Annotated in this window: 20 protein-coding genes; 8 read left to right on the top strand and 12 right to left on the bottom strand. The window is 32.8% G+C overall.

The window, feature by feature from the left end; genetic code table 11:
• Positions 1-41: 41 nt before the first annotated feature.
• From Spiro2_RS04325 to Spiro2_RS04310, 4 genes are all read left to right on the top strand, one after another.
• Positions 42-1,325 (top strand): cysteine desulfurase family protein, encoded by a 1,284-nt coding sequence (locus Spiro2_RS04325; protein ID WP_338637300.1) that lies wholly within the window; start codon positions 42-44, stop codon positions 1,323-1,325.
• Between the two features lie 13 nt (positions 1,326-1,338).
• The gene (locus Spiro2_RS04320; protein ID WP_338637299.1) at positions 1,339-2,670 is read left to right on the top strand and encodes an FAD-dependent oxidoreductase; all 1,332 of its coding nucleotides are present in this window, start codon (positions 1,339-1,341) and stop codon (positions 2,668-2,670) included.
• A gap of 104 nt (positions 2,671-2,774) precedes the next feature.
• Complete coding sequence (locus Spiro2_RS04315) at positions 2,775-4,031, top strand: cation:dicarboxylate symporter family transporter (protein ID WP_338637298.1); 1,257 nt, start codon at positions 2,775-2,777, stop codon at positions 4,029-4,031.
• 14 nt (positions 4,032-4,045) lie between these two features.
• The gene (locus tag Spiro2_RS04310; protein ID WP_338637297.1) at positions 4,046-5,536 is read left to right on the top strand and encodes a SpoIIE family protein phosphatase; all 1,491 of its coding nucleotides are present in this window, start codon (positions 4,046-4,048) and stop codon (positions 5,534-5,536) included.
• Here the strand turns inward: Spiro2_RS04310 and Spiro2_RS04305 are convergent, their stop codons facing one another.
• The 6 genes from Spiro2_RS04305 to Spiro2_RS04280 form a co-directional block, all read right to left on the bottom strand.
• Entirely contained in the window at positions 5,537-6,679 is a 1,143-nt protein-coding gene (locus Spiro2_RS04305; protein ID WP_338637296.1) for a hypothetical protein, read from the bottom strand.
• 100 nt (positions 6,680-6,779) lie between these two features.
• Positions 6,780-8,561 carry a single-stranded-DNA-specific exonuclease RecJ gene (recJ, locus tag Spiro2_RS04300; RefSeq protein ID WP_338637294.1) on the bottom strand — a complete coding sequence of 594 codons (1,782 nt, stop codon included), beginning with the start codon at positions 8,559-8,561 and terminating at the stop codon, positions 6,780-6,782.
• Positions 8,551-9,618 carry a protein translocase subunit SecF gene (secF, locus tag Spiro2_RS04295; RefSeq protein WP_338637293.1) on the bottom strand — a complete coding sequence of 356 codons (1,068 nt, stop codon included), beginning with the start codon at positions 9,616-9,618 and terminating at the stop codon, positions 8,551-8,553. Before secF ends, recJ begins: the two co-directional genes overlap by 11 nt.
• Before the next feature lie 11 nt (positions 9,619-9,629).
• Entirely contained in the window at positions 9,630-11,423 is a 1,794-nt protein-coding gene (secD, locus tag Spiro2_RS04290; RefSeq protein ID WP_338637292.1) for a protein translocase subunit SecD, read from the bottom strand.
• An 88-nt stretch (positions 11,424-11,511) separates the two neighbouring features.
• Entirely contained in the window at positions 11,512-11,946 is a 435-nt protein-coding gene (yajC, locus tag Spiro2_RS04285; RefSeq protein ID WP_338637291.1) for a preprotein translocase subunit YajC, read from the bottom strand.
• Positions 11,947-11,985: 39 nt separating this feature from the next.
• A complete protein-coding gene (locus Spiro2_RS04280) occupies positions 11,986-13,143 on the bottom strand; it encodes an acyl-CoA dehydrogenase family protein (RefSeq protein ID WP_338637290.1) in 1,158 nt (385 codons plus the stop codon).
• Positions 13,144-13,290: 147 nt separating this feature from the next.
• Between Spiro2_RS04280 and Spiro2_RS04275 the strand changes: the two genes are divergently transcribed.
• The 4 genes from Spiro2_RS04275 to Spiro2_RS04260 all read left to right on the top strand — a co-directional run bounded on the left by Spiro2_RS04275 (position 13,291) and on the right by Spiro2_RS04260 (position 19,269).
• Complete coding sequence (locus tag Spiro2_RS04275) at positions 13,291-14,790, top strand: HAMP domain-containing methyl-accepting chemotaxis protein (protein WP_338637288.1); 1,500 nt, start codon at positions 13,291-13,293, stop codon at positions 14,788-14,790.
• Between the two features lie 15 nt (positions 14,791-14,805).
• On the top strand, positions 14,806-16,305 hold the full coding sequence (locus tag Spiro2_RS04270; RefSeq protein ID WP_338637287.1) for a HAMP domain-containing methyl-accepting chemotaxis protein: 1,500 nt from the start codon (positions 14,806-14,808) through the stop codon (positions 16,303-16,305).
• 125 nt (positions 16,306-16,430) lie between these two features.
• Positions 16,431-17,942, top strand: a complete 1,512-nt coding sequence (locus tag Spiro2_RS04265; protein WP_338637286.1) for a HAMP domain-containing methyl-accepting chemotaxis protein — start codon at positions 16,431-16,433, stop codon at positions 17,940-17,942.
• A 1-nt stretch (position 17,943) separates the two neighbouring features.
• Positions 17,944-19,269 (top strand): hypothetical protein, encoded by a 1,326-nt coding sequence (locus Spiro2_RS04260; RefSeq protein WP_338637284.1) that lies wholly within the window; start codon positions 17,944-17,946, stop codon positions 19,267-19,269.
• On the opposite strand, the gene Spiro2_RS04255 is transcribed toward Spiro2_RS04260, so the two are convergent.
• The 6 genes from Spiro2_RS04255 to Spiro2_RS04230 form a co-directional block, all read right to left on the bottom strand.
• Positions 19,270-21,492 carry a hypothetical protein gene (locus Spiro2_RS04255; protein ID WP_338637283.1) on the bottom strand — a complete coding sequence of 741 codons (2,223 nt, stop codon included), beginning with the start codon at positions 21,490-21,492 and terminating at the stop codon, positions 19,270-19,272.
• 20 nt (positions 21,493-21,512) lie between these two features.
• The gene (locus Spiro2_RS04250) at positions 21,513-22,382 is read right to left on the bottom strand and encodes a hypothetical protein (protein ID WP_338637282.1); all 870 of its coding nucleotides are present in this window, start codon (positions 22,380-22,382) and stop codon (positions 21,513-21,515) included.
• Positions 22,383-22,472: 90 nt separating this feature from the next.
• A complete protein-coding gene (locus Spiro2_RS04245; protein WP_338637281.1) occupies positions 22,473-23,501 on the bottom strand; it encodes an SPFH domain-containing protein in 1,029 nt (342 codons plus the stop codon).
• A 20-nt stretch (positions 23,502-23,521) separates the two neighbouring features.
• Positions 23,522-23,977 carry an NfeD family protein gene (locus tag Spiro2_RS04240; RefSeq protein WP_338637279.1) on the bottom strand — a complete coding sequence of 152 codons (456 nt, stop codon included), beginning with the start codon at positions 23,975-23,977 and terminating at the stop codon, positions 23,522-23,524.
• Positions 23,974-25,080 carry a pseudouridine synthase gene (locus tag Spiro2_RS04235; RefSeq protein ID WP_338637278.1) on the bottom strand — a complete coding sequence of 369 codons (1,107 nt, stop codon included), beginning with the start codon at positions 25,078-25,080 and terminating at the stop codon, positions 23,974-23,976. Before Spiro2_RS04235 ends, Spiro2_RS04240 begins: the two co-directional genes overlap by 4 nt.
• 89 nt (positions 25,081-25,169) lie before the next feature.
• A complete protein-coding gene (locus Spiro2_RS04230) occupies positions 25,170-26,429 on the bottom strand; it encodes a dihydrolipoamide acetyltransferase family protein (protein WP_338637277.1) in 1,260 nt (419 codons plus the stop codon).
• Positions 26,430-26,447 lie beyond the last annotated feature (18 nt).

Here is a 26,447-nt window from a genome sequence, read left to right as displayed (position 1 = left end):
ATTTAAATTCTTGGTACTAACTTGATTTTTGGAACATATATATGACAAAAAATAAATTTTTAAAAAATTTCATGTTACCTCGTAATCTTATGAGCTCTAGTAAAAAAAATGTTCCTCCAATGTATTTTGGGGGAGTGTCGTTACCAGAAAAAACAATTTATTTAGACTTTGCAGCCAGCACACCACTTGATGTCAGAGTGTTTGAAGCAATGACTCCATGGATGCTTGGTTACTTTGCCAATCCTGCAAACCGAATTCATCCAATGGGCGAATTAACGGAATACGCAATTGGCACTGCTCGCACCCAAATAGCTACAATATTTGATGTCAATTTTGAAGATGTTATTTTTACATCAAGTGCAACTGAAAGTAATAATTTATTATTAAGAGGACTTATTGAACATCCTCTCAGAAAGCGCAATAAAATTGTCTATAGTGCGACCGAACACTCAAGCGTGATTGCAACGGCACAAGCTTTAGCAGAACACTACGGAAAAAGTTTAGGAATTGAAGTTGCAGAACTTCCAGTGGATGCAAATGGACTTATTATTTTAGAAAAGGCTAAAAAAATTATTGATGACAGAACATTGTGTGTCTGTGCCATGGATGTCAATAATGAAACAGGAGTTGTCCAAACAAACCTCCCAGAACTCAAAGAAATATGCAATAACACTGGAACATTATTACATATTGATGCTGCTCAAGGATTTGCACGTTCATCTAAAATCGCATATAATGTTGAATATGATACACTAACAATTTCTTCTGCAAAAATTTATGGCCCTAAAGGAGCTGCTGCACTGATAATTAGAAAAAAACAACCCCGGATTCGGATTGCGGCACAACTTACAGGTGGCGGTCATGAGTTTCAATTGCGATCAGGAACCCCAAACACAGCCGCAATTGTCGGTTTTGCAAAAGCATGTCAATTACAAAAAGATGAGGCACTTTTGCGTATTGATCACTTCAAAACTATGGAACATGCATTTTTTCAAGAATTGACTCAAAATATTGATCCAATAGTTTATGGAGCAGCAACAAATAAAGTTTCTGGAATATTGGCTTTATGCTTTAAAGACGTCAATGGCATGAAACTTCTCGAACACAGCAAAACTGTGTGTGCAAGTACTGGAAGCGCTTGCAAAACTCTTCAAGCAACCGCAAGCCACGTGCTGACTGCAATGGGTGTCGAAGTCAGTCATGCATTATCGAGTGTGCGTATTAGTTTTGGCCTCACTAATAATGAAGCAGAGGTTCGCGAAGCAGCTCATATTTTATCACGCACTGCGCAACATCTAAAAATTAACGCAACGGCTATACCATAGGAAACAAACTAACATGGATTTAAATGTACTTATTATAGGTGGCGGTATTCATGGGGTTGGTATTCTACATGATTTGGCAACCCGAAACGTTCATGGTGTCCATTTGGTTGAAAAAAATATTTTGTCCTCTGGCACTTCTAGCCGTAGCACAAAGTTGATCCATGGCGGTCTTAGATATCTCGAACATTTAAACCAATGGAGCCTTGTGTATGAAGCCTTGCACGAAAGAGGTCTGTTATTACAATTATTAAAAGGTATTGTTAAACCTCTGCCATTTGTCTTACCCAATTTTAAAGGTGATAAAAGGCCTCCCTGCCTAATTCGCTTAGGATTGTTTTTTTACGACCTCCTTGCCGGAGATGGAGGACTCCCTTCTGCAAGTGCAATTCATAAAAATGAAATCATAAAATTTGCACCTTATTTAAATCAAAATAAAATTGACAAAGAAATGATTAGTGCTTTTTTATATTATGACGCACAAATGCTTGATGATGTCATAGTAAAAATAGCGGCAGCAGCTGCCGAAAAATTAGGAGCAACTTTTGAAGAACAAGCAAAAGTAACTGAAATAAAAACAATTACTGATGGATTTAAAGTAACAATCACAAAAGGGAACTCTACAACAACAGTCACTACAAAAAAAATTATCAATGCAACAGGAGCTTGGGCCAATGAAAATTTATTAAAATGGGGAATTTTACCAAAAATTGCATGTTTATTAAATTTAGGAACTCATATTGTGTTTAATCCAGAAGTTGTACCTAATGCAAATATTAATAATTGTGCCGCAACATTGATTCAAGAATTGGATGGGAGAATTGTTTTTTTTATTCCCTGGTTCGATAAATGGCTTTATGGGACTACAGAATCAATATTAGAAACAGAACCATCAAAAATTTCATGCCCCAAAAATGACAAAAAGTATTTAATGCAAACTGCAGAAGAGACTTTAAACCTTTATAAAGCCGAAGAAAATATCTCAGAAATGTTTTGTGGCGTTCGATGCATGCCACTTAAGCCTTATTTAGATTTTAAAAATCTTGATGAAAAATGGTGTTTAGATCCTTATAATTCTCCATTTTATTTAAAAAAATTAGATAAAAATATTTCTAGTCTTTCAAGAGAAACTGTTATTGAAGAAACCATGTCTGGTCTTTTTTCTATATATGGAGGTAAATACACAACTTACCGAGCAATAGCACAAAAAATTGGAAGCATGATTTGCCGGCAATTAAAAGTTGGGAGTAGCTCTGGAACGCATCTTCAAGAAAATTGGTTTTTAAAAAATCTTTTAGAAGAAAAACCAGATATATTTAAAAGCAACAAATCAATTAGACAAAACTAACAAAGAATTTTAGTCCAAAAATTTGAATATATTAAATTTAATCTTCTAATATAATATATTTTTGTTTATAATATAAATAATTTTAAAGCCAAAATGGGGTGTATATGAAGAAAAATTCAAAAAAACTTTCTGCTTTTGGTTTATTAAAAAAAAATCTATTTTTACAAATAATCATTGCTGTAATTCTTGGAATTATTGTTGGAATATTAGCGCCAAGATTTGCGGTTGAATTAAAAATCATTGCAATAATATTTATTAAATTCATAAAAATGGTAATATCACCCATAGTTTTTGTCTCAATTATACTTGGCGTTTGCTCACATGGAAAACATAATACAATAGGTAAATTAGCATTAAAAACTTTAATATATTTTGAAATCATGTCGATTGTGGCTGTTATATTAACATTTGCGATGATGTTATTTTTTCAACCCGGTGCAGGAATAAATGTTAGCACCTTTCATAATATAGACATATCAAGCTTCAAACCAAAAGGAGAAACCACAAGCGGTTTTAAAGAATTTATTATCAATATGATACCTGAAAATTTTTTTGCTACTTTAGCAGGTGATAATCTTTTAGCAATTATAGTACTTGCTGTAATTTTTTCGATTGCAATCTTAAATATTAAAAACAACCAAAATATTCTTGGTTTTTTGGAATCAACAAATCAAATATTTTTTAAATTAATTGGTATGATTTCAAAAATTTCTCCAATAGCAGCTTTTGGTGCTATTGCATCAACTATCGGTTATCAAGGAATTAAAATAATTAGTTTACTTGCAAACTTTATTTTAATTATGAGTTTAAGTATGTTATTATTCTGGATTTTACTCTATTTTGTTGGTAAATTATATGGATTCAGTCCAATTAAACTTATGAAACACATTAAAGATGAAATGTCGATAGCATTTGGCACATCATCATCAGAATCAGTATTTCCTCAACTATTACAAAAATTAGAAAGTTTTGGTTGCTCCAAAAAAGTAGTTAGCTTTGTCCTACCAACTGGCTACGCTTTTAACCTAGACGGTACAGCAATTTATGTTACCGCAGGCGCTCTTTTTATTCAGCAAGCTTACAATATTCCATTTCATACTTCAGAATATTTATCACTTTTATTTACAATTCTTATTGTATCAAAAGGAGCTGCTGGTATAACAGGAGCTGGATTTGTAACGTTATCTGCAGTTCTAAGCGCCATGCCAGGACACCTGATTCCCATTGAAGGTCTTGCTTTATTGCTTGGTATTGATAGATTTATGTCAGATGCACGCACAGTGACAAATATTATTGGCAATACAGTTGGTACAGTTATTATTGCAAAATCAGAAAATGAGTTTAAACCTCCTAAAACGTAACTTTTTGGAGAAATATGTCATCTCAAAAACATAGTGTTAAAAGCAAAAAAAAAATATTAATTGTATCATTTCTAGCTTTATTAGTTTTAGCTATTTTAAGTTTATTTTTTAAATACACATTAGAAAATTTTATAAGAGAGCAAACAAATTTTAGTAAAGTAATTAATATTGCTGGAAAACAAAGAATGTTAAGTCAAAGAGTTATGCTATTAATTCAATCGATGAACATGCAAAAACAAAATGATGGTTATCAAATAATAAGAAGTGATCTATTAAATTGTCTGCAATTAATGAAAAAATCAATACAAGATTTAACCAATGGAAACACTTTAGAAGGCATTGCAAAAATTACTAATAGTGAAATTGAAAGAAACTATTATGGAAAAACAAATTTATATCAAAGAACAATTGATTTTATTGAATTCGCAGAAACATCAGCAAATAATTATAATTTTACAGACTTTCTTTTTGAATATAACATTTACAAAGTGAATAGCCTACTAAATGACTTAGACAAAATGGTTACTCTTTACATTAACGAAAGTAACACTCAATTAAACAAAATAATAGCATTTAATTATTTAATTTTTTATTCAATTATTTTTGTAATATTTTTTGAGTTTTTTATTGTTTTCAAACCGCTTAGTGCAAAAATATACAATAAATTTAAAGAACTAGAAATTCAAATTTACAATTTAAAAAATGATAAATCCACTCTTGAAATCGAAACTCGATCTGCACAACGAGCTTTAGGAAACATTGTACCCAGAGTCGAATATATTGATCAATTTAATACAGAAAGTGTTCAACTTGCATCTTACTACCAAAGCGCTAAAGGCAAAGGTGACGATTGGTGGGGAATATACGAATTTGACAAAACAAAAATTGTTTTACTTGGAGATGTATCAGGTCACGAAGCTGGAAGTGCTTTAATTGCTGCAGCAGTATCCAATTATTTTGAAGAATTATCCAATCAAAAATCAATTGATACCCATGATTTTCTTGATATATTTAAATTTTTAAATGAATTTATTCAAAAAATTGGAAATCCCAAAATGTCAATGTCAATGGAGGTTTTAATTTTTAACGAAAATCTTGATCGTGTTAAATTTATCAATGCTGCACATTCTTTTCCTTATCATATTCATTATAAAGATAATGGAGAAATTAAAATTACCCGGTTTAAATCTCGCGGTCACATTATTGGTTATAAAAACCCTGTAACAACAAACCCTGAATTTGATGAAGAGCTAAAAGTTGTTGAATATGAATTTAAAGAAAATTCAATGATTTGTTTATTTAGCAATGGTTTAACAGGAAATACCGACAAAGAAGAACAAGACTTTGGAGAAAAAAATTTGAAAAAGTTTTTTGAAAAAAATAATTTCAAAAATACCAGTGTCATAAAAGTCGTCGATAAACTTATTGACGAAGCATATAGTTTTTACGAAGAAAACCCGATTACAGATGATATTACTTTTATACTAATGAAACGCGTTAATTGATTACAAACGCAACTCAATAATAAGCCCTTCGGAACCTTGCTTCACTTCGTAATCACAACCAGAAACATTTGCCAAATCAATCCAAGTTACAAAACTAATTAAAGCAAATAAGGTATTTGGACTATTTGGATCAAGAGCAATAATTTCCATGCCTTTTTCGATTCGTTCATTCACATCAAGCTGAATGTTTTTCATCAAATCAAAAAACTCTTGGGGAAACACCATCCCTTCACATTCCCATCGTGCAATCACTTTTCCATCAATGCTTTTTGCCGAAAAGACAACTCCATTTCCGCGCCTTGCAAAATAAACACAACTTCTCCATGGCCCCACCAACAAGCGGCGTAAAACCGCTTCATTGGTATTTGCTTTTAGTGGCGTGACAATGGCTTGCTCAATATTAATTCCTTTTCTTCTCCAAGTTGTGTCAAAAGTGTCTGCCACATCCCTAAAAATTTGAGAAACATCCATATTTTGCGGAGGAGACTTTAAAATTAACTTCTCAATAATCCCTTTTGGATCATTAGCCAGATAAATTTCAAATTCGTTTAAACTATCTATAACATCGTTCCATCTACGCTTTAATAACGAATTGGGATCGGCGCCATTAATTAACGAAAAGGCATCTTGAGCACGTTCTTGGCGTTGTTTTAAAAAAGCCTTTTCCATCGCATAAGCTCTCACTTGCTGTATAAACTGATACAACGCCATTTCTGGTGCAGGAATCCCTTTTCTAGGCTCTTCATAGTAAATTTGATTTTTTAAAAACTTTACACTTAAAGAAATTTTATTTAAGTTGTCTTTATTAGATATTAAATGACTACAAATGCCCCCTATTTGATAGAGTATAAAAAATAGGGATAGGATTAAAGATATGAATGAACCTAGCAAATACCACATAAATTTATTTTGCAACGCATTGGTTTCAAAAAAAGATAATGCAGCAAAAACTCCAGAACTCACCGCAAAAATTATGACACAAAATATACACACAATCACAATCACTGGCTGTTTTGCTTGAACAGCGCCGGTCATCTCATTTGTTGAATTTTTTTTAGAAAAATCTCCTGCCACATTATTGGTATTAAATTTTTTTTTCTTTACATACCAGGGCTCTAAATCATTTCGTTGCGACTGGATCATAAGTTCGTCCGCTAATAATTAGATATATGAGAAATAAAAGTCTTCTTTAAAATTATACTGTAAAAAGCACAATTTAGCAAAGACATTTAAATTTGCTATTTTAAAACACAGGAGCGTAGTCAATAACTCGAATATCAACCGTGTCCCTTCCATTCCAAAATGATTTTTTTGCTTCAACAACTAATAGAAGTTCTACTCCAGTTGCTAAGTGTTCTTCAAAAACATGTGCCAAACCAAATGCTGTCATCCAAAAATCTTTGCCATTTTCGATAAACATGACTTTGGCATGGGATTGCGATAAATCTTTTCCGATCCGTTTGACATGCCCAACAGAAACAGGACCAACCAACCAACGAGTTCTTGGATTTTCTATACCGTATGGCTCCAGATCTTCTAATTTTTTTAAAAAATTAGGGTTTAAAAAATGAATGGGCACATTGCCATCAATATATAAGGGCGGCAACTTCTGACTTTCTGAAATAAGCTGACGCGCTTGTTCTGCTAAATAACTGGTGAGCCACGATAGTTTTTCAGGCATTATGGTGAGCCCAACAGCATGGTAGTGACCACCAAAAGAAACCAGTTCGTCTCTGACTTGGTTTAATACAGAAAATAAATTAAACGCATGTGTCGAGCGACCACTCCCCTTTAATTTACCGTCAATCATGCCAAACACAAGAACAGGTCGATAGTATTTTTCAAGCACACGGCTCGCAACAAGCCCTACAACTCCAGGATGCCAAGATTCATCAAATAAAACCAAAGCCTCTGGCAATGGATCAAAAGCAGAAACTTTTTCAAATGCCTGTTGCGTATATTTTTTTTCTAATAGCTGTCTTTCGCTATTTTCATGATGTAAAAATGTTGCTTTAGAAATTGCTAAATCATTATTCTTTTCACACAACAATTCTACACTACGCAATGCATTGCCTAGACGACCAGCGGCATTTAAACGAGGTCCAATTTTAAAACCAACATCGCCTGCATCAACAGGAGTTCCCTCTTTCCAACCTGCTAATTTTAATAGTTGATAAATACCAACTCTGTTGCCGCTCGTTAAATGGCAACATAAAACGTCTAAACCAATTTTACAAAAAATATGATTGATGCCTGTTAATGGTGCCATATCAGCAATTGTCCCAATTGCCACAAAATCAAGTAAATTTTTTAAATTTACATTCACATTGTGACCAGCAGATCTTAAAAGACTGCGCAGTGCAATCAGCAAATAAAAGGCAACACCAACACCAGCAAGCATTTTATAAGGAAAGGGACAATCATTTTGCTTAGGATTTAAAATTGCAAAAGCCCTAGGTAACGTTGGTGGAATATCGTGATGGTCTGTAATAATAACATCAATCCCTAACGATAACGCTGCTTCGCAAGCTTCAACAGCAGAAATTCCGTTATCAACCGTAACAACAACTTGAGTTCCTTGTTGCGCAATTTTTTGTAATCCAATTTTATTGAATCCGTATCCTTCAAGAATGCGATCTGGAATATAAATATCAACAGGATAACCGATTTCTTCAAAAAATAAGAATAACATTGCACATGATGTTGTGCCATCAACATCATAATCACCAAATATTGTAATTTTTTCTTTGTTTTTAATAGCTTGCAATAATCGTTGCGCGGCTTTATCTGTATGCTTTAACAAACTTGGCTCTGGCAATAAAGCAAGTAACGAAGAATTTGTATCGTTTGACTTTCCATCAAGTAATTTCAGCTTTTTTTGGGCGAGATAATCATCAAACTGCTCGGCAGCAACTGCATGAATATCTCTAAATTTCCAATGGTATCTCATTGTTTTACAAAAACCAGTCTCATTATATAATGAAAAACTCGTTCTTTTCTGTAAAGCAATGGTTTCAACTTCCATTTATTTTTTTTTCCTGCACTGATTTTTTTCTGACATAAATTGGAGGTGCATAATCTTTGGGACGCTCCACTTTTGCAGCTTCTCCTTGAGATTTTTGCTTCCAACCAAGCTTGTTAAAATATTTATCCATCATTAACGTTAACGGCGCTGCCACATAGATAGAAGAATATGTACCAACTATGACACCTACTAACATAGTAATTGCAAAATCTTCAATGGAGCCGCCTCCAATCACAGACAACACAATAAGTGCTAAAACCCCTGTTGTTGAGGTTAAAATTGTTCGATTCATGGTTTGACTAATACTGCGGTTTACAACATCAACCATAGGCATTTTCGGTTGCAATAATCGGGTTTCACGAATGCGATCATACACAATAACTGTATCGTTAATGGAATACCCTACAATTGTTAAAAACGCAGCAATCGAAGCGGTTGTAAATGGTCTGTCGAGCATAGTCATAAAACCAAGCGCAATAATCACATTATGCACCAAACACAACACAGCTCCAGGAGCAAATCGTGTATCGAAACGGTATGCAATATAAATTAAAATACCAATACAAGAGAGCAATAAGGCCATATAACCTTTAAACTCATCTTCACGACCTACTTTTCCTGAAATATTGGTTATTGACGCAATCTGTATTTTTTCATTGCCATATTGAGTTTTTAATTTATCAACAAGCAGATCCGCTCTATTTGTAGTGGCATTTTCATCTTGCCCTTTTTGTCGTTGAATACGAATAAGATAAGAACTTTCTCCATCTTTACGCGTTGCCAAATTGCCATAAGAGGTGACTTCAGCTTGAGAAAAGCCTTGTTGTACAACAGTTTGTTGTAATTGCTCTCTCGTTAAAGAATTATTTAACACATTCACTTGAATTTCAGCACCACCTAAAAAATCGATGCTATAATTCAATCCTTTGAATCCAACAATCAGTAACGATAAAACAACAAAAAATGCTGATATTCCTATAGTTACTTTTCGCCACTTCATAAAATCAAAGTAATAATTATGAGGGAAAACTTGAATATTTCCAATTTTAAATGCCATCATTTTCCCCTTTAACCAAATCTTTTAATTTTTGTACGTTCGACAAGCCATTGTCCAATCACTTCGGTGACATAAAATGACGTAAACAATGTGCACACAATTCCGCATAACAATGTGACTGCAAAACCCTTCACTGTCGGGTTGCCATAAACCAGCAAAACAACACCAGCCACAGCCGATGTAAAATGAGCATCAATTAAAGTGCGAAAACTTGTTGCATAACCTTTATAAAAAGCCTGACGCTGCGAAAACCCAGAACGAATTTCTTCGCGAATACGCTCATTGATCACAACATTGCCATCCACAGCAATCGACATCGTTAATACAATTCCAGCAATTCCTGGCAGAGTTAACGTTGCCCCAAATAGTGCCATTAACGCTAAAATCAATAAAATATTAAATAGCATTGCAATATTTGCAACCAAGCCAGACATGCCGTAAATAATCAACATCACCACAATCACAAGAATGCCAGCAATAATCGATGAAATCACCCCTGCCTGAATATTTTGTGCTCCTTCACTTGGTCCAATTTGTCTTTCTTCAACAATTTTCACTGAAGCAGGCAATGCACCCGCGCGCAACACCAATGCAAGATCTTGAGATTGGCGCATTTGGTCTGCAATATTAGAACCAGAACCCATCGTAATGCTTGCATTGCCTCCAATAATTGGCGCTTTCACAAGTGGTGCACTATGAACATTGCCATCTAAAACAATTGCCAATTGATGCGGAGGATTTTTTGGATTAGCCGCTTCGGTTGTCAGGTCTGCAAAAATTTTCGCGCCTTGCGGCTTAAATTTCAGCGAGACAATATATTGCGGAATATAGTTTTCAGTTGATTGCATCGCTTGTGCGTCTTCAATTAAGTCTCCCGTTAAACGAGAATGCGCTTCTACTAAAAAAGGAATTGTTGAAAGCACTTTACCGGTATTATTGGCTTCTTGACTATAAATGCGCTTTAATAAAATAGTCGTATTCATAGGAATTTTATTTTTTTCTCGCAACCATTGTGCAAGGCGCTCAATGGTTGCGGGTTGACTATCACTCTCATTCACACTCAGTGTTTTGCGGGCTTCATTTAACAACCCAGGCAATGCATCTTCCGATACCGCATTGAGCACTAATCTAAAGTCAAGTTGTGCTGTATTGCCTAACAGCTCTTTCGCTCTTTGAGTATCGGTCATTCCAGGTAGTTCAACCACAATACGGTTTTGTCCTGCCTGAAAAATATTAGGCTCCGCCACACCAAATTGATCGATACGATTGCGAACGGTATTGATTGCCTGTTGCATCAACTGTTTTTCAAACTCGGTAATATAAGACTTATTAGGTTTAAAATACAATTGATTGCCATTTAACTTATCAAAAAGCACAAGCAGGGTTTGCTCATTGATTTTTTTCTGTAAAACTTCGGCATGCGCAGGATTTTCAAGCTCTATCATTGCAGAAAGATTGTCATCAACTTTAAAATGACCAATTTTTATTCCATCAGCAAATAAAACTTCTTTAGCACGAGCAAACGAACGCAATAAAGATTCTTGCACTGCTTTTTCAACTTCAACATTGAGCGTCATGGAGAGACCACCTTTGAGGTCTAAACCAAGATTCACTCTTGATGATGGCAAAATCGCTTCTGCCATTTTTTGATACCATTTAACTGGTGCACCATGCGCATCTCTTTGCCATTCTGAGGGATTACCCAAAAAAGTAGGAAGAGTGTAAACCACACCAAACAGAAGTGTGCACATAATAATAATACTCTTTATCCACCAAATTGGCGACATAGGTACCTTGTCTTGCATAATTTCACCTAAATACGGGGCAAATTTAAAAACAAAAAACCGCCCGCCCTTAATGAGCAGGCGGTTTTTCACTCGCACAACACATTAATTACTTAGCAGAAACTGCTGCTGTTGTATCCAAGCGCCCTGAAATAGAGGACTTCACGATACGTACAGTATTGGCATTGCCAAGATTTAAAGATACGATGTTTTCTTTCACTTCAACAACTGTGCCAATAATGCCACCAGCAGTGATCACTTCAACACCAGGAGTTAAAGAACTTAAAAATTCTTTTTGCTCTTTTGCTCTTTTTGATTGCGGTCTTAAAACAAAAAGCCATAAAAATAAAAAGATACCACCCATAAGAGCGAAATTAACCCATGCTGGGCCAGCAGCTGGTGCAGCGGCAGCCGCCGCTGCCGCTGGAACCTGCTGCACATTAGTTGCCACCTGATTGGCAGCATCTTGTGCAAAAGCAGAAAAACTTATGACAGACGAAATAAGAAACGAACCGAAATTTAAAAATGCTATTTTTGTTTTCATTGTTTGAACCACTCCCAAAAAAACTTAAGAACCACAAGATCAATCTAGTATCATCTTTGCAATAGTTTGCAACTGCATGTTTGTTGTCCCTTCATATATTTTGCCAATTTTTGAATCACGATAAAATTTTTCGACGGGATAATCCTTAACAAAACCGTACCCTCCAAACACTTCAAGCGCCGTACTCGAAACAAATTCTGCAACCTGGCTTGCAAAACGTTTTGCCATTGCAGCTTCTTTTATAAAATTTAAGCCAGCATCTTTAAGTCGTGCTGCATTGTAAACCATTAATTTGGCAGCTTCAATTTGAATTGCCATATCTGCAATTTGAAACTGAATACCCTGAAACGCAGAAATTTTTTTACCAAATTGTTCTCGTTCTTTAGTATATGCAGTTGCAGCAGCAAACGCGCCTTCTGCTAGCCCTAACATTTGCGCTGCAATTCCAATTCTGCCTTCGTTTAATGTTTCGATTGCAATTTTGTAGCCTTTGCCGATTTCGCCAATCACGTTTTCTTTTGGAACTTTGACTTTATCAAAAATCACTTCGCAAGTGCTGCTAGCTCTAATACCGAGCTTCATTTCTTTTCGACCTAAAGACACCCCACCAAATGTTTTATCAACAAAAAACGCTGTAATCCCTTTATAACCCAAATCGGGATTTAAATTTGCAAAAACTAAAAAAACACCCGCTTCTTTCGCATTGGTGATAAAAATTTTTTTACCACTAATTTCAAAGTGATCACCCTTATCATAGGCGCGTGTCTTTAATGCAAATGCATCAGAACCACTACTTGATTCTGTTAAACAATAACTTCCCACAACATTTTTTGAAAGTTTTGGAAAATATTGTTCCTGAATTTTTTGAGGACCCCATTTTAATAATGCATTGGAAACCAAAGTATTTTGCACGTCAACAAACACACTCACGCTTGGATCAATTTGCGCCAATGCTTGAATGGCAAGAATTGCCTGAAAAAAAGACCCTCCGGCACCGCCATATTTTTCGGGAACTTCAATCGACATGAGTCCCAGTTCAAAAATTTTAGCAATCAGCTCTGGACGCAGAGTTTCTGATTCATCCATTTCCATGACATAAGGAAAAATTTCTTTTTTTCCAAAATCAAAAATTGATTTAAAAAATAAATTTTCTTCGTCAGTGAGTATCGTCAAAGGATTTACACTTTTAGCCTGCATAAATTCTCCCTAAAATAGTTTTCTTTCATATAACCATATAAAAAATCAAATTTGAACAAAAATTAAAACTATTTGCCATAAATAAAGTAACTACTCAACATTCCGATAAAAGTCTAGCTTTTAGAACTTTGAGAAAGTAAAAACACCATGAAAAAGAAAAGTCTAGCATTCAAACTTAATATCTCAACGCTAGTTTTACTTTTTATCTTTTTGAGTATTTCTGTTTATGCAATTTTAGTGATTAATAAAACAAATTCATATGCAAATGAAACGGGACAATTTTGGCTGCCAAGTATTACATCAACAACAAACATAAATAGAGAGTTAACTGCAGCCCCAAGAAGGCTTATTATCTATATTTTAATGTGGATCAATAACGCCCCAGAAAATGAAAAGAAGAAAAGCGAAGAATTGTTAGAAAAATACACAAAATCCTTAGAAGATAGTTATAAAATTTACGAAAAGCTTGTCAGCAATGAAGAAGAGAAAAAAATTTATGAATCAGGAATCATCCATTTAGATAAACTCGTAAAGCTAATGAAAGAAGCTCAAAAAACTGCGAGTGAAAATAAAGGAGAAGAGGCATTTAAAATATATCGAGAACAAGTTTTACCTTCTGTGTTAGAATTTGGCAAAGAACTTTCTAATATCGCAGTCATTAATTTTAAAGAAGGTGTAAAATCAACAGAAAAAGGATCTTACTTAACAAATGTCACCAATGTAATTATGGCAATTATATTTTTAATCTCAGTTATTATTGGATACATTATAATTCAAATTATATTTAAATCAACAAAATTAATTGAAAAATCATCTGTAAATTTAAAAGAACAGAGCATTACTACCAATGAATTAGCAAACAATCTTCAACAAAGTTCAAAAGATCTTTCTGATTCTGTTTCTGAACAAGCGTCGTCTGTCCACGAAACAAGTGCTGCTATCAACGAAATTACCAGCATGATCAGTCGCACAGCTGAAAATGCCAAAGAGTCTACAGAAATGGCACAAACAGCCTCGAATAAAGCAGATGATGGACAAAAAATCATGCTTGAACTTGTTAATTCTATGGAAACTATTCAAGAATCAAATATAAAACTCCAAAATATTGTAATCATCATTAATCAAATTAATACCAAAACCGCAGTTATTAACGATATAGTTTCTAAAACAGAACTGCTCTCTTTAAATGCTTCGATTGAGTCAGCGCGTGCTGGCGAATACGGAAAAGGTTTTGCTGTCGTTTCTGAAGAAGTTGCAAACCTCGCAAAAATAAGTGGAAAATCAGCAAAAGAAATTCAAGATCTCATTACAACAAGTCAAGAACAAGTTAATAAAATACTCGAAATCACAAAAGAACGCATTGATGAAGGAAAAAAAGTAACAGACGAAGCAAAAAATTCTTTTACAAAAATTTCAGAAGACATTTCTTCAATGTTTCAAGTTATTCAACAAATTTCGGAAGCAACCCAAGAGCAAGGTATTGGTGTTAGACAAATATCGGTTGCAATGAGTCAAATTGATAAAGCAACCCAAAATAGTCAAAACGCTGTTAATAATACAGCAGAGTCAGCAGTAAACTTAGTTCGTCAAAGTGAACAACTCGATCATAGTGCAAAAGAAATAAATAAATTGATTATTGGTTCTTAACAAAATGGTGATTGTATGCGCAAGAAAACACTTGCTTTTAAACTCAATTTTTCGGTGTCATTACTAATATTACTTATTTTTTCTGTAGGAATTTATTCTGTGATTATGATCAATAAAACACAAGAATTTTCTTACGATACTGGGACAAATTGGCTCCCAGGAGTAAAAGCAATAGCTGAAATATCGGAAAGTTTTGGTAACCTCACAAGAAGACATGCTTTAATATTAGGAGAACTCGCAACAAAAGTCGACAAAGGTGAAATTGAAAAAAATATTAAAGTACTCAATAATTTTAGTGACGAAATTGAAAAAGAATTTAATAATATTAAAAAATATTTAGGCACAAATGAAGAAAAAGTAGCATTTGATAATATTATAAAATCATGGGAAAAAGTAAAAGATTTCATTAAAACAGATCTAGAACTTGCTCAATCTGGAAAAATAAAAGAATCATGGGTTGGTTTTAATGAAAATACAATACCAGCTTTTTTTAACACAATAGATGCTATAGACAACCTTGGTGATATCAATACAAAAGGCTCTATCAATTCTACAAAAAATGGTGAATATTTTACTTCATTAACCAATTTTGTTATTTTAATTACGGGTTCAATTGCTCTTGTTATATCTTTTATATTCTTAGGTATTATTAAAAAATCAACTTCTGCAATAGAACACGTACTCGAAGATTTAAAGTCCCAAAGTGTTGCAACAAGTGAAATTGCTACCAGTCTTAAATCAAGTTCTGACGCCTTATCAAGTGCAGTGTCAAATCAAGCGGCGGCAGTGCATGAAACAACGGCAGCAATTAACGAAATTACGAGCATGGTCAATAGAACAGTAGAAAATGTGAACCACTCTACAAACGTTGCAAAATCTGCATCGAAACAAGCAGAAGAAGGACAAACGATTATGAAAAAGTTGGTTCATGCCATGGAAACAATTCAAGAATCAAGCGGCCAATTGCAAAATATTTCAGAAATTATAAAACAAATTAGCACAAAAACAGTGGTTATTAATGATATTGTTTCTAAAACAGAGCTGCTTTCTCTCAATGCCTCAATTGAATCGGCTCGTGCCGGAGAGTATGGTAAAGGATTTGCCGTTGTGGCAGAAGAAGTGGGTAAATTAGCAAAAATCAGTGGAAAATCGGCTCAAGAAATTCAAGATCTCATTACTAAAAGCGAAGAACAAGTGAATGTTATTTTAGATCACACAAAAGAGCGCGTTGAAAATGGAAAAAACGTAACAGAACAAGCACAAAAATCTTTTATACAAATTTCACAAAATATTTTGGATCTTTCAAATGTTGTTGGACAAATTGCCGATGCATCAAGAGAACAAGAAATAGGGGTAAAACAAATATCAACTGCTATGGGCAACATCAATAAAGCAACACAAACGAGTCAAGTTTCTGTCAACACCACAACAGATACGGCAAAATCTTTGGTAACCGAAAGCGAAAAATTAAGAGTAAATACCACAGAAGTCGAACATCTTATTGCAGGAAATTAATAATAATCACTTTTGATTATGTCAAATTGTAGTCAAGCGATATTTTACTAAAAGTAAAAAAGAATTAATATAAGTATTATAAGTAAAACAAATGAAACACAGTTTTTTAATAGAGCGGAAATAAAATGAAAAATAAAAGTTTATCATTTAAGCTTAATATTTCAATCTTAATTTTATTACTTTTAATTCTTAGTGCTGCCGTTTATACAATCATCATGATTAATAAAACTCAAACATTTGCGCAAGAAACAGGTCAAGAATGGTTACCAAGTGTGTTATCTGTCAGCCAAATGAACGAAGGAATTGGAAAGTATGCCAGAAGGATTTTAGGACTTCTTACAACATCATTAATAAACACGGGTGAAGAAGAAATAAAAACAAAAGAAGAAGATATCAAAACACTCGATAAATATGCCAAAATTATTGATGAATATCTTGCAAATCACCAAAAATTTGCCAATACAGAAAAAGAAAAATCGTTACTGAATGATATTGTAGAAAAGTGGAAACTGTATGATGCCTCCTCGCGCGAAGCCATAGAAATCAATAAAAAGGGAGAAAAAGCAGAAGCAATCCGCAGCATTTTATCTAAAGGAAGAAAAGCCGCGTCAGATCTTGAAGCGGCTGTTAAAAATCTGGGTGATTACAATTATAAAGGAGGTGTTGATTCCACAGCTAAAGGAGCAAATTTAACTGCAATCACGAACATAACAATGGCAACAATTATTGGCACATCAATATTGATTGCAGTATTTATTTTTAAAATTATTTCTACTACAACAGTTGCATTGACGCATGCAATCAAAAACCTCAAACATCAAAGTGAAGCAAGCAATGACATTGCCAACAAATTAAAAGATGGATCCGACATTTTATCAAATACAGTGAGCGAACAAGCTGCTGCGGTGCACGAAACGACCGCAGCAATTAATGAAATATCAAGCATGGTCAATCGCACTGCAGAAAATGCGAAAGAATCTAATAATGTAGCACAAAAGGCTTCTGACAAAGCACAAACAGGTCAAGAAACGATGAAAAATTTAGTTGAGGCCATGGAATCTATTCAAGAAGCAAATGATCAATTACAAAATATTGCCGAAATTATTAAGCAAATAAATACCAAAACAACTGTGATAAATGATATTGTCTCTAAAACAGAACTACTTTCACTCAATGCATCTATAGAATCGGCTCGTGCTGGAGAATATGGCAAAGGGTTTGCCGTTGTGGCAGAAGAAGTGGGTAATTTAGCAAAAATCAGTGGCAAATCCGCAGAAGAAATTCAAGAACTGATTACAAAAAGCGAAGAACAAGTTATTGTTATTTTAGGCTTAACAAAAGAACGCGTTGAGCAGGTTAAAAAAGTAACACACGAAGCGCAAGGCTCTTTTCATCAGATTGCCGATGACATCTCAAACATGGCAAATGTTATTCAACAGATTTCTGATGCCACCCGCGAACAAGAAATTGGCGTCAGACAAATAGCAGAAGCAATGGGAAACATTGATAAAGCAACGCAAAAAAGCCAATCTGCTGTTGTTTCTGCTGCAGATTCCTCAACACAGTTACTCGATGAAAGTCAAAAACTCGAACATACAGCGCAAGGAATAGAATTGTTAGTTAAAGGCACAAGCTAAAATGCAATGGTCTTTATTAAAATTTATAGTAATAATTATATTTTTTTTTCCTACATTTTCAAAAGCAGACTGGTGGCACCACAATAGCTTTTTAGTTGGAACCGTAGCACCAAGTGTTGGCGGTGCGTTCACAGCCATTGCTAACACACCGGCGGCTGTTTTCTATAATCCTGCAGGAATTGTTTTTGCAAAAGAAACAGAGGTTACTGTTTCAACCAATACAGTATATAACTCAACAATAACGCAACAAGGTTTTCTTGGCAATAACACTTCTAAATTTATATTAACTGACTCTGATTTTATTTCTGGTATTTTAGGCAGTGTGATGCGCTTTGATTTTTCTATTCCCGTTACCTTTGCCATAGCGTTATATAACAAAGATTATATAAATTTAGACAGTAATATTAGATCATTTGATTCCAATAATACAATAAATTCAAACTTTATTCAAAAAGTACATTCTACCGATAACGTCTACGCAGTTGCTGTAGCCTTTCCGGTCTCTGAAGATATGAGCCTTGGGTTGACACTAGGCGCTTTTAATATTCAATATTCAGAAATTCAAACGGCAATTAATATTCATGGTCCCTTTCCCAATCCAGATAGCCCAGGAAATAATTTGCATCTCGTTGAAAACTGGATTTACTACAGCGATTGGTATGTGAGAGGTCTTGAAGTTGGAATTGGAAGCATTTACAAACCTTATGAAAATTTATCTTTAGGCTTATCAGGTAAATATCGATTTATTTTAAACCAAGGAGCGAAATCAAATTTAAATGACAATTCTGTACTCACTGATATCAATTTTGTTCCACTTGGTTCAAATAGCTACCAAGCAGAGCAATTTTTAAATCAAAACCATCCTAAAAATTTTGATAAAATTTTTGATCAATTGCCTTTTATGATTAGAGCCGGATTTGCATACAGTCCTGCAGAATTTCAAACATTTTCTGGAGATATTATTTTTCACTCTAAGGCCGATTCACCAAATGGTTTTTACAGACTAAAATCTGTGTTTGATTTTGCATTTGGTTCGCAAACAAATGTATTTGATTTGTTTAATTTTAATCTTGGTTTTTTTACTAATAATTGGTGCGGCGATCCTTCAGTAGAAGATCAGTTTATAAACGTCAATTTTAATGGCTATACAGCTGGAATAAATTATACGCGAGGAAACACTCTTTATAGTGTCACATTTTTAACACAAATCTCAAAACCTGAAGCTGAATATAAGTTAGAAGCATTTTATTCCACGGGAGATAATAATCCTAAAGTAAACTGGCAAAGCTTTATGCTAAATTTTGGGATGTCTAGTGAAATTGAATAATTATTTATTAAGCAATTCTTCAATAACTTCTATTTCAAAACTGAAATCATATATTGAGCTTTTAAAATTTTCGTATAAATTATTTTCTACATCAACACCAAAATGATTTTCAAAAAAATTTTTAATAATTAAAATTCTGTTATTTTCATCTATAAGCTTAAATTTATACATTAATGTATTTGGAAATTTTTTTTGCGTTAAAAAAGAAAGATGAAATAAATCATAACCAATTGGACTATTTAATGATGCCAAAGAAAATGCAAAATTTTCAATAAGCTTATCTTTAAATTCAATAGAATCTTTTATTTTTTCATATTTTTTTACAATATCTAGGGAGTATTGTTTTAACTTTAAAAAACCTGCTACAAAAACAAAGGACAGACTATCATTGATGTTTCTGGATTTTCTAAGTTGATTAATTGATTTTATACATGCATCATTATAGTATTTAATATTATATTTAAATAACAAAATAATGGCATTTGCTCTTACCCTATTGCTTTGATGATTTAAAAATTTTGCGATAAATGGTAAAATATTTTTATCATTTACATCCCAAAAATTTTCTATTGTATTTGCTACAACTCTTGCATCATTTGCATATAATAAATGCATAAAAAATGGGATTATTGCATTTTTATATATTTTGTTAATAAATAAGATAATTTTATGCCTTACATATATACTCTTATTTTTTTCACCCTGAATAAACTCAACCAAGAGAAAATGAACTTTATAAGATTTGTATAAAAACAAAGCATCAACTGCAGCTGACTGTAAAAATTCATCACCTTCATTTAAAACATTAAAAATAAAATCTATACTCTCTCTACTATTTATTTTACCAATAGAAATAATTATATTTTTCTTAACAAATTTATCAGATGTTTTATAAAATTTATCATTTAAAAAATCTAACGAATCATAATTATTTTTTTCTCCAAGTGCCTGAATAGATCGTATATTATTATTAGAAACATTATTTTTCAATAACATTAAATGATAATTATAATAAATTTTTTTAATCAAAACAATTAAAATAATTAATACAACCATAAAAACAAATATCAATAAATTTAAATTATAAAAAGAAAAGCTGCTTGGCACAAATAGCATTAAAGCACCAGAAATTACAACAATAACAGGAGCAAATAGACCTTCAGAGAGATTGCGTAATTTATCACTAATTTTTTCGGTAAATGTTGAAGTAAACTGTTCATAAGAATTTTGAAACAATGAATGCTCTAATACAATTTTCATAAGTTCTGCAAATGCAATAATATAAAAAGTATAGTGTATATTTAACAAATACACCAACGCCAAAATTGAAATCGCATACAATAAATGCTGAAAAATAATTTTTGAATTTGGAAATAGGTATTTATTAAAAAAGAAACTTATTCCAATAATAATCAAACTCGAATACAACTGAAATTCAGAAAAAAATTTATTTAACTCGTCTGATGTTTTAAATTTTTCTCCGGCTGCATAACTAAACTGGTAATTAATTATAGTCGAAACAAAATAAAAAGAACAAAATATTATAATATACAAAAAAATAACATTAAATAAATTCTTATTTTTACTAAAATTTTGGTTACTTGATAATAATTTATTGCTATTAAAATTTATTTTTTCATCATGATTAAAATCATCATTTATTTTTTTTAGTTTTTTAATGTAAAAAAATATGAAAGTTAATATTAAAATAACAAAGAAATTTAAAACAAAGTATTTTGATATACTATAATCATAAATTAATTTATTAATTATCAAATCCGATGTAATAGCCCCAATTTCTTCGGAGATTATAAAATATGAAAAATACATTTTTGATTCAAATACATAAAAGTAGCTGTTTATTAAATTCCAATAAAGTATAATGCTTATAATAGAAAAAATGTTACTAAAAATATAATAAAACCATACATCAAAATTTTGAATATAAGTAACTTTATTATAATACACATAAAATAAAAGACAAAGAGAAATAAAAAAAAGCAAAAATAATTTTGTTTGTCTTGAATTTTTAAATACTTCAAGAATAGACATTAAATATATAAAAATAGGAGTTAAAATCGATGATATAATTAACGCTGTTGGTAATTTATCAGCGCCTACAGAATTAATAAAAAAAGAACTTGAGCTAATTAACATTGTTTCAATAATAAACTGAAACAAGTACGCCAAAATTATAAAAAATATAATTTTTCTATTTAACATCTATTTTTGGCCTTACAATTTTAGTCCTCATAGTTTTGAACAAACCTAGTTGTATTTAATATTCCATAATAGGTATTTTCATTTAAAAACCTAAGATCTTTGCTAATTTTATTTTGAAATATATTTATAGAATCCTCAAAAGAAATTTTTTTAACTTCATTATATAACATTATAAACAACCAAAATCCCGAATAAGAAGGAACCCAAACAGTGTATAATTTTAAAAAATTAAATTCACTTTTCAGTAAATTTAAAAAATTTTGAAAATTTGTATCACTTTCTAAAGGCAAAGATCCTGATTGCAAGCACATGATGCCATTTTCATTCATTATATTTTTACATTTTTTTAAAAAATCACGATTAATAAGATGGTTATCATCAAATGCCTTATCCGATAAATCATAAATTATAATATCAAATTTTTTATCCTTAGCTTTTAAAAACTCCCTCACATCATTAACTTCAATTGTGACACGCGAATTATCAAAAACACCTTGATTGATTTCTTGAAAATGAAATTTACAAGAGTTTATCACTTCGGCATCAATTTCAACCAAATTGATCTTTTTTACAGTTTTCCATAACAATGCTTCTCTTGCTGCAGCTCCATCGCCACCGCCCATTATGAGCACAGTCTCTGGATTTTGATGTGTTACAAAAGGAACGTGTATTAATGATTCATGATAAATAAACTCATCAGAACTTGCGAGTTGTAATTGATTATCGAGAAAAAGAACTTTACTACCATTTAAAAATTTTAATATTCTTATATTTTGATATTTACTAACAGATTCGTGGGTTAATTCTATAATTTTATTTCTATACAATTCACCATCAGCTAATTTTTCTGATAGCCAAAAATTATGTTTAAGAATTCTATCAGTCTTCATAGTCACCCCTAGCAATATTTTATCGAAAATAAAATATTGCTAGGGGTGACTTTTTGCCTTGAAAATTATTACCTAGCATAAATTATAAAATTATTTATGCAGTGTTTTTCCTTTTTCTGGGGAGGTGATTTTTTGCATAATATCACCAATAGCACCTAAAGAAGATAAAACACCTGTTGCCTCATAGGGGATAAAAACTTTATCCGTATTTTTATGAGTCATCTGCCCAAATTGTTTTAAATATTCCATTGCAACCAAATAATTCGCTGCAACATCAGGTGAACCAAATGCGGATTTAATCAATTCTATCGATTTTGCTTGCGCTGCCGCAACATCTTCTATTGCACGCGCCTGACCAAATGCTCGAGCTATTATTGCTTCTTTATCACCAAGAGCCTGATTGATTTTTTCTTGTTTTTCTCCCTCTGATTGCTCAATACGTGAACGCTTTTCACCTTCGGCATTTAATATTTGACTTTGTTTTGCACCCTCAGCGGTAAGAACCTTTGCGCGACGTTCACGCTCTGCTTGCATCTGTTTTTCCATTGCCATTTGAACATCTTTGGGAGGAATGACATTTTTAAGCTCAACACGATTGACTTTTAAACCCCACTTATCTGTGGCTTCATCCAATACCATTTTTAAACGAGAATTGATCACATCACGACTACTTAAAGTGTTATCCAAATCTAATTCACCAATTAAACTTCTTAATGTTGTTTGGGTGAGCTGAGCAACGGCAGTAGGCAATCCTTGAATTTCATAAGCCGCTCTTTTTACATCCGTAATTTGAACATAAATAATAGCATCAACAATAATTCCTACGTTATCTTTAGTAATCACTTGTTGTTCAGGAATGTCAATAATGACCTCTCGCAAATCAATACGATCAACATTTGTAATCACTCCATTACGACTCCATAAAATCAATCGAGTTTGATCAATAAAAGGGATCAAAATATTTAATCCAGAATTTAAAATAGTATGAAATTTTCCAAGTCGCTCAACAATAATACATTCTTGTTGGCGAATCACTATGACATATTTTGTGAACACATAAAAAACTAAGAGAACAACACCAAGTAAAGATAAAAATGGTAAAAAACTTATATCATTCATAAAAGCCAATCGCTCCTTAATTATTTTGTTACTTTTTCTACTTTTATTTTGTTACCTTTAACCGAAATAACTTTTACTACATCTCCTTCTACTAACGTTTTTAATAAATTTTCATTATGAATATCGCAGTAAATATCCCACTCATCTGAAAAAATCTTAACTTTTCCGGGCTCTATAATAGATTTAAATGATTTGATAACAACTCCCTGCTGTCCTTCAAGACCTGCAATAAATGTAGAATTTACAGGTTTTAAAAACCGGGATTTTTTCCATTTAGAAATAAAATATAACATCAAAATTGAAAATATTACAAAAACAAAAACGTGTAAATAGAAGCTATTAAAAAATAATGCAATGATCCCTGTTAAAATTGAGGCCATCCCTATTGGTAACAAATAAAAGGATAATGTAAATATTTCTAAGATACAAAAAATTATTCCAATAAAAAAATAAAGCCAATACCAATCAAAATTCATTTTTTAATTCCTTTATTTGCATTACTTCTTTTGATACTATTTCTTTGATTTTCATCTTTTTTTTCTTTTGTAAAGTAACTATTTTTAGGGCTGCTCGATTTATTTTCTAACCTTTCTTTGGACCATGTTTTTTTATTATCACCTGATTTTTGTTTGTTTTCAGCTTGCTGTTTTTTTCTTTGCATCGATGTCTGTTGAAAGCGTTTTTCACGTCTTTCTGCTTCTTGCGCATACTCCGTGTCGTTTAGCCTAACTTTTCTTTTAAGCTTACGCATTTCAATCACTTCTTTAGGCAATTTAGCTTTTGTTTTTTCATATTTTTCTTTGTGCATTTCTAATTTAATATTTTCTAAATACTTTAATTCTATCGGTGTGACTTCTCGAAATTTTCCTGGCTCTAACTTGTTGGGCAACCGCAATTCACCAATTGCGGTTCGAACCAGTCTGACAACACTCAAACCAAGCGCTTCGAGCATTCTTCTTACCAAACGATTACGACCTTCTGTAACAACCAACTCAATCCACTGCCCAGTGCTATTTCCTAACTTTTCTTTATTGCCAATTTTTACAAAAATTGCTTTTGCAGGACCATCATCAAGCATGATTCCTTTTTTTAGTTTTTCTGCATCTTCAATTGTAAAAAGTGATGACGTTAATACAGCATAAGTTTTTTCTACAGAAAATTTTGGATGCGATAGCGCAAGAGCCAATTCGCCATCATTTGTTAACACCAAAAGTCCTTCACTACGATAATCTAAACGACCAACAGATTGGACATTTTGTGGTAATTTTTTAAGATCAAGAATATCAAAAATCGTTGCTCTTTCTTTTTCGTCTTTTCTGCTTGTAATCATCATAAATGGTTTATGAAATAGATATGTTGCTTTTGCAGGAGCGGCTTTTAAAAGTTTTCCGTGAACAGAAATACTTGCCTTTTTATTAACTTTAATACCTAATGTTTGTTCAACTTTTCCGTCTACTTTTACAGCACCTGAAGCAATCAGTTCGTCAGCTTTTCTTCTCGAAGACACACCAAATTCTTGCAATAAAACGTTTAAACGTACCAAATCATTTTTTTCTGAATTTTGCTGACTTTTTCTCATAAATAATGTTTCCCAACATGAAAAAAGCTCAAAACTAGCTAAATAAACCGACTAGTTTGAGCTTCTGTGACAAATAAAACGAATTGCAATTATCCTAAAAACAGCGCAGATACAGGATCTTCAAAAAATTGCTTTAATGTTTTTAAGAATTCTGCTCCCACTGCACCATCAATAACACGATGATCACAACTTAATGTGACTTTCATTTTTTGCTCTATTCCAATAGTCCCATTAGCAAGTACAACAGGAGTAGGAACAGTAGAGCCAACTGCTAAAATAGCAGCTTGGGGTGGATTGATAATTGCAGTAAAACTTTCAACGCCAGCCATACCTAAATTACTAACAGAAAAAGTTCCTCCAGCATAGTCATTTGGTTGTAATTTTCCTTCTTTAGCTAAATTTACAAGACGTTTTGTTTCTTGTGAAATTTGCACAACACTCATTTTATCTGCATGACGCACAACTGGAGTCACAAGCCCGTTTGGCAATGCCACAGCAACACTCATGTGAACATCACGATATTGAGCGATGTGATCATCAAACCAAGAAGAATTCACGGCTGGATGACGTTTTAATGCGCGTGCCGTTAAAAAAATGACCAAATCATTAACACTAAATTTTTCACTTTGAGAAATTTTGGCAATAGTTTCTTTGCGCCACGCTAACAAATTTGTCATATTAATATTAATTGTTAAAAAGAAATGTGGTGCCGTATTCACACTTTCTGCAAGCCTGCGCGCAATGGTTTTACGCATATTGGTATGCGGAATTTTTTCAACCTCAGTGCTGGTTGCAAACGATACAGAAGCTTGAGTTGTCGCTGCTGATGTCACGGCAGAAAGATCACGGCGGACAATACGACCACCAGGACCACTCCCCTGAATACTTTGCAAATCGATACCCTGATCAGTTGCAATTTTTTTAGCCAGAGGAGTTGCTTTGATTGCAGCAGTTAAAATTGATTGCGGTGCAGTTGAATTCGTTGTTAATGACGCTGCTGACTTGTTTTCAGAACTCACAGACAACGCTTTTTTATTTTCTTGCACAGAAGAAGCAGACTTGCTTGTTTTTTTAGCATTATAGTTATCGAGTGCTTCTTGCCATTTTTCATCTGCTTTACCGATTACAGCAATTGGAGCTTGCAAAGGACATTTTTGTCCGTCTCCAACTATAATTTTCAGAAGAACTCCACTTACAGGACTTTCAAATTCCATTGTTGCTTTGTCTGTATCAATTTCAATAATTGGAATTCCTGCGGAAACCTTTTCGCCTTCTTTTTTTAACCAACGCGCTACAGAACCTTCAGACATGGTGTCCGAAAGCTTAGGCATTTCCATTACAGTAGCCATAGTAACTTTACTCCAGAA

The organism is Spirobacillus cienkowskii, assembly GCF_037081835.1.
Taxonomy (GTDB): domain Bacteria; phylum Bdellovibrionota_B; class Oligoflexia; order Silvanigrellales; family Silvanigrellaceae; genus Silvanigrella; species Silvanigrella cienkowskii.
This window is presented reverse-complemented; position numbering and strand designations above follow the sequence as displayed.

Excerpts from the sequence above, each read along its gene's own strand:
- Spiro2_RS04325 (WP_338637300.1), top strand. The coding sequence starts at position 42 with ATGACAAAAAATAAATTTTTAAAAAATTTCATGTTACCTCGTAATCTT.
- Spiro2_RS04320 (WP_338637299.1), top strand. The coding sequence starts at position 1,339 with ATGGATTTAAATGTACTTATTATAGGTGGCGGTATTCATGGGGTTGGT.
- Spiro2_RS04315 (WP_338637298.1), top strand. The coding sequence starts at position 2,775 with ATGAAGAAAAATTCAAAAAAACTTTCTGCTTTTGGTTTATTAAAAAAA.
- Spiro2_RS04310 (WP_338637297.1), top strand. The coding sequence starts at position 4,046 with ATGTCATCTCAAAAACATAGTGTTAAAAGCAAAAAAAAAATATTAATT.
- Spiro2_RS04305 (WP_338637296.1), bottom strand. The coding sequence starts at position 6,679 with ATGATCCAGTCGCAACGAAATGATTTAGAGCCCTGGTATGTAAAGAAA.
- recJ (WP_338637294.1), bottom strand. The coding sequence starts at position 8,561 with ATGGAAGTTGAAACCATTGCTTTACAGAAAAGAACGAGTTTTTCATTA.
- secF (WP_338637293.1), bottom strand. The coding sequence starts at position 9,618 with ATGGCATTTAAAATTGGAAATATTCAAGTTTTCCCTCATAATTATTAC.
- secD (WP_338637292.1), bottom strand. The coding sequence starts at position 11,423 with ATGCAAGACAAGGTACCTATGTCGCCAATTTGGTGGATAAAGAGTATT.
- yajC (WP_338637291.1), bottom strand. The coding sequence starts at position 11,946 with ATGAAAACAAAAATAGCATTTTTAAATTTCGGTTCGTTTCTTATTTCG.
- Spiro2_RS04280 (WP_338637290.1), bottom strand. The coding sequence starts at position 13,143 with ATGCAGGCTAAAAGTGTAAATCCTTTGACGATACTCACTGACGAAGAA.
- Spiro2_RS04275 (WP_338637288.1), top strand. The coding sequence starts at position 13,291 with ATGAAAAAGAAAAGTCTAGCATTCAAACTTAATATCTCAACGCTAGTT.
- Spiro2_RS04270 (WP_338637287.1), top strand. The coding sequence starts at position 14,806 with ATGCGCAAGAAAACACTTGCTTTTAAACTCAATTTTTCGGTGTCATTA.
- Spiro2_RS04265 (WP_338637286.1), top strand. The coding sequence starts at position 16,431 with ATGAAAAATAAAAGTTTATCATTTAAGCTTAATATTTCAATCTTAATT.
- Spiro2_RS04260 (WP_338637284.1), top strand. The coding sequence starts at position 17,944 with ATGCAATGGTCTTTATTAAAATTTATAGTAATAATTATATTTTTTTTT.
- Spiro2_RS04255 (WP_338637283.1), bottom strand. The coding sequence starts at position 21,492 with ATGTTAAATAGAAAAATTATATTTTTTATAATTTTGGCGTACTTGTTT.
- Spiro2_RS04250 (WP_338637282.1), bottom strand. The coding sequence starts at position 22,382 with ATGAAGACTGATAGAATTCTTAAACATAATTTTTGGCTATCAGAAAAA.
- Spiro2_RS04245 (WP_338637281.1), bottom strand. The coding sequence starts at position 23,501 with ATGAATGATATAAGTTTTTTACCATTTTTATCTTTACTTGGTGTTGTT.
- Spiro2_RS04240 (WP_338637279.1), bottom strand. The coding sequence starts at position 23,977 with ATGAATTTTGATTGGTATTGGCTTTATTTTTTTATTGGAATAATTTTT.
- Spiro2_RS04235 (WP_338637278.1), bottom strand. The coding sequence starts at position 25,080 with ATGAGAAAAAGTCAGCAAAATTCAGAAAAAAATGATTTGGTACGTTTA.
- Spiro2_RS04230 (WP_338637277.1), bottom strand. The coding sequence starts at position 26,429 with ATGGCTACTGTAATGGAAATGCCTAAGCTTTCGGACACCATGTCTGAA.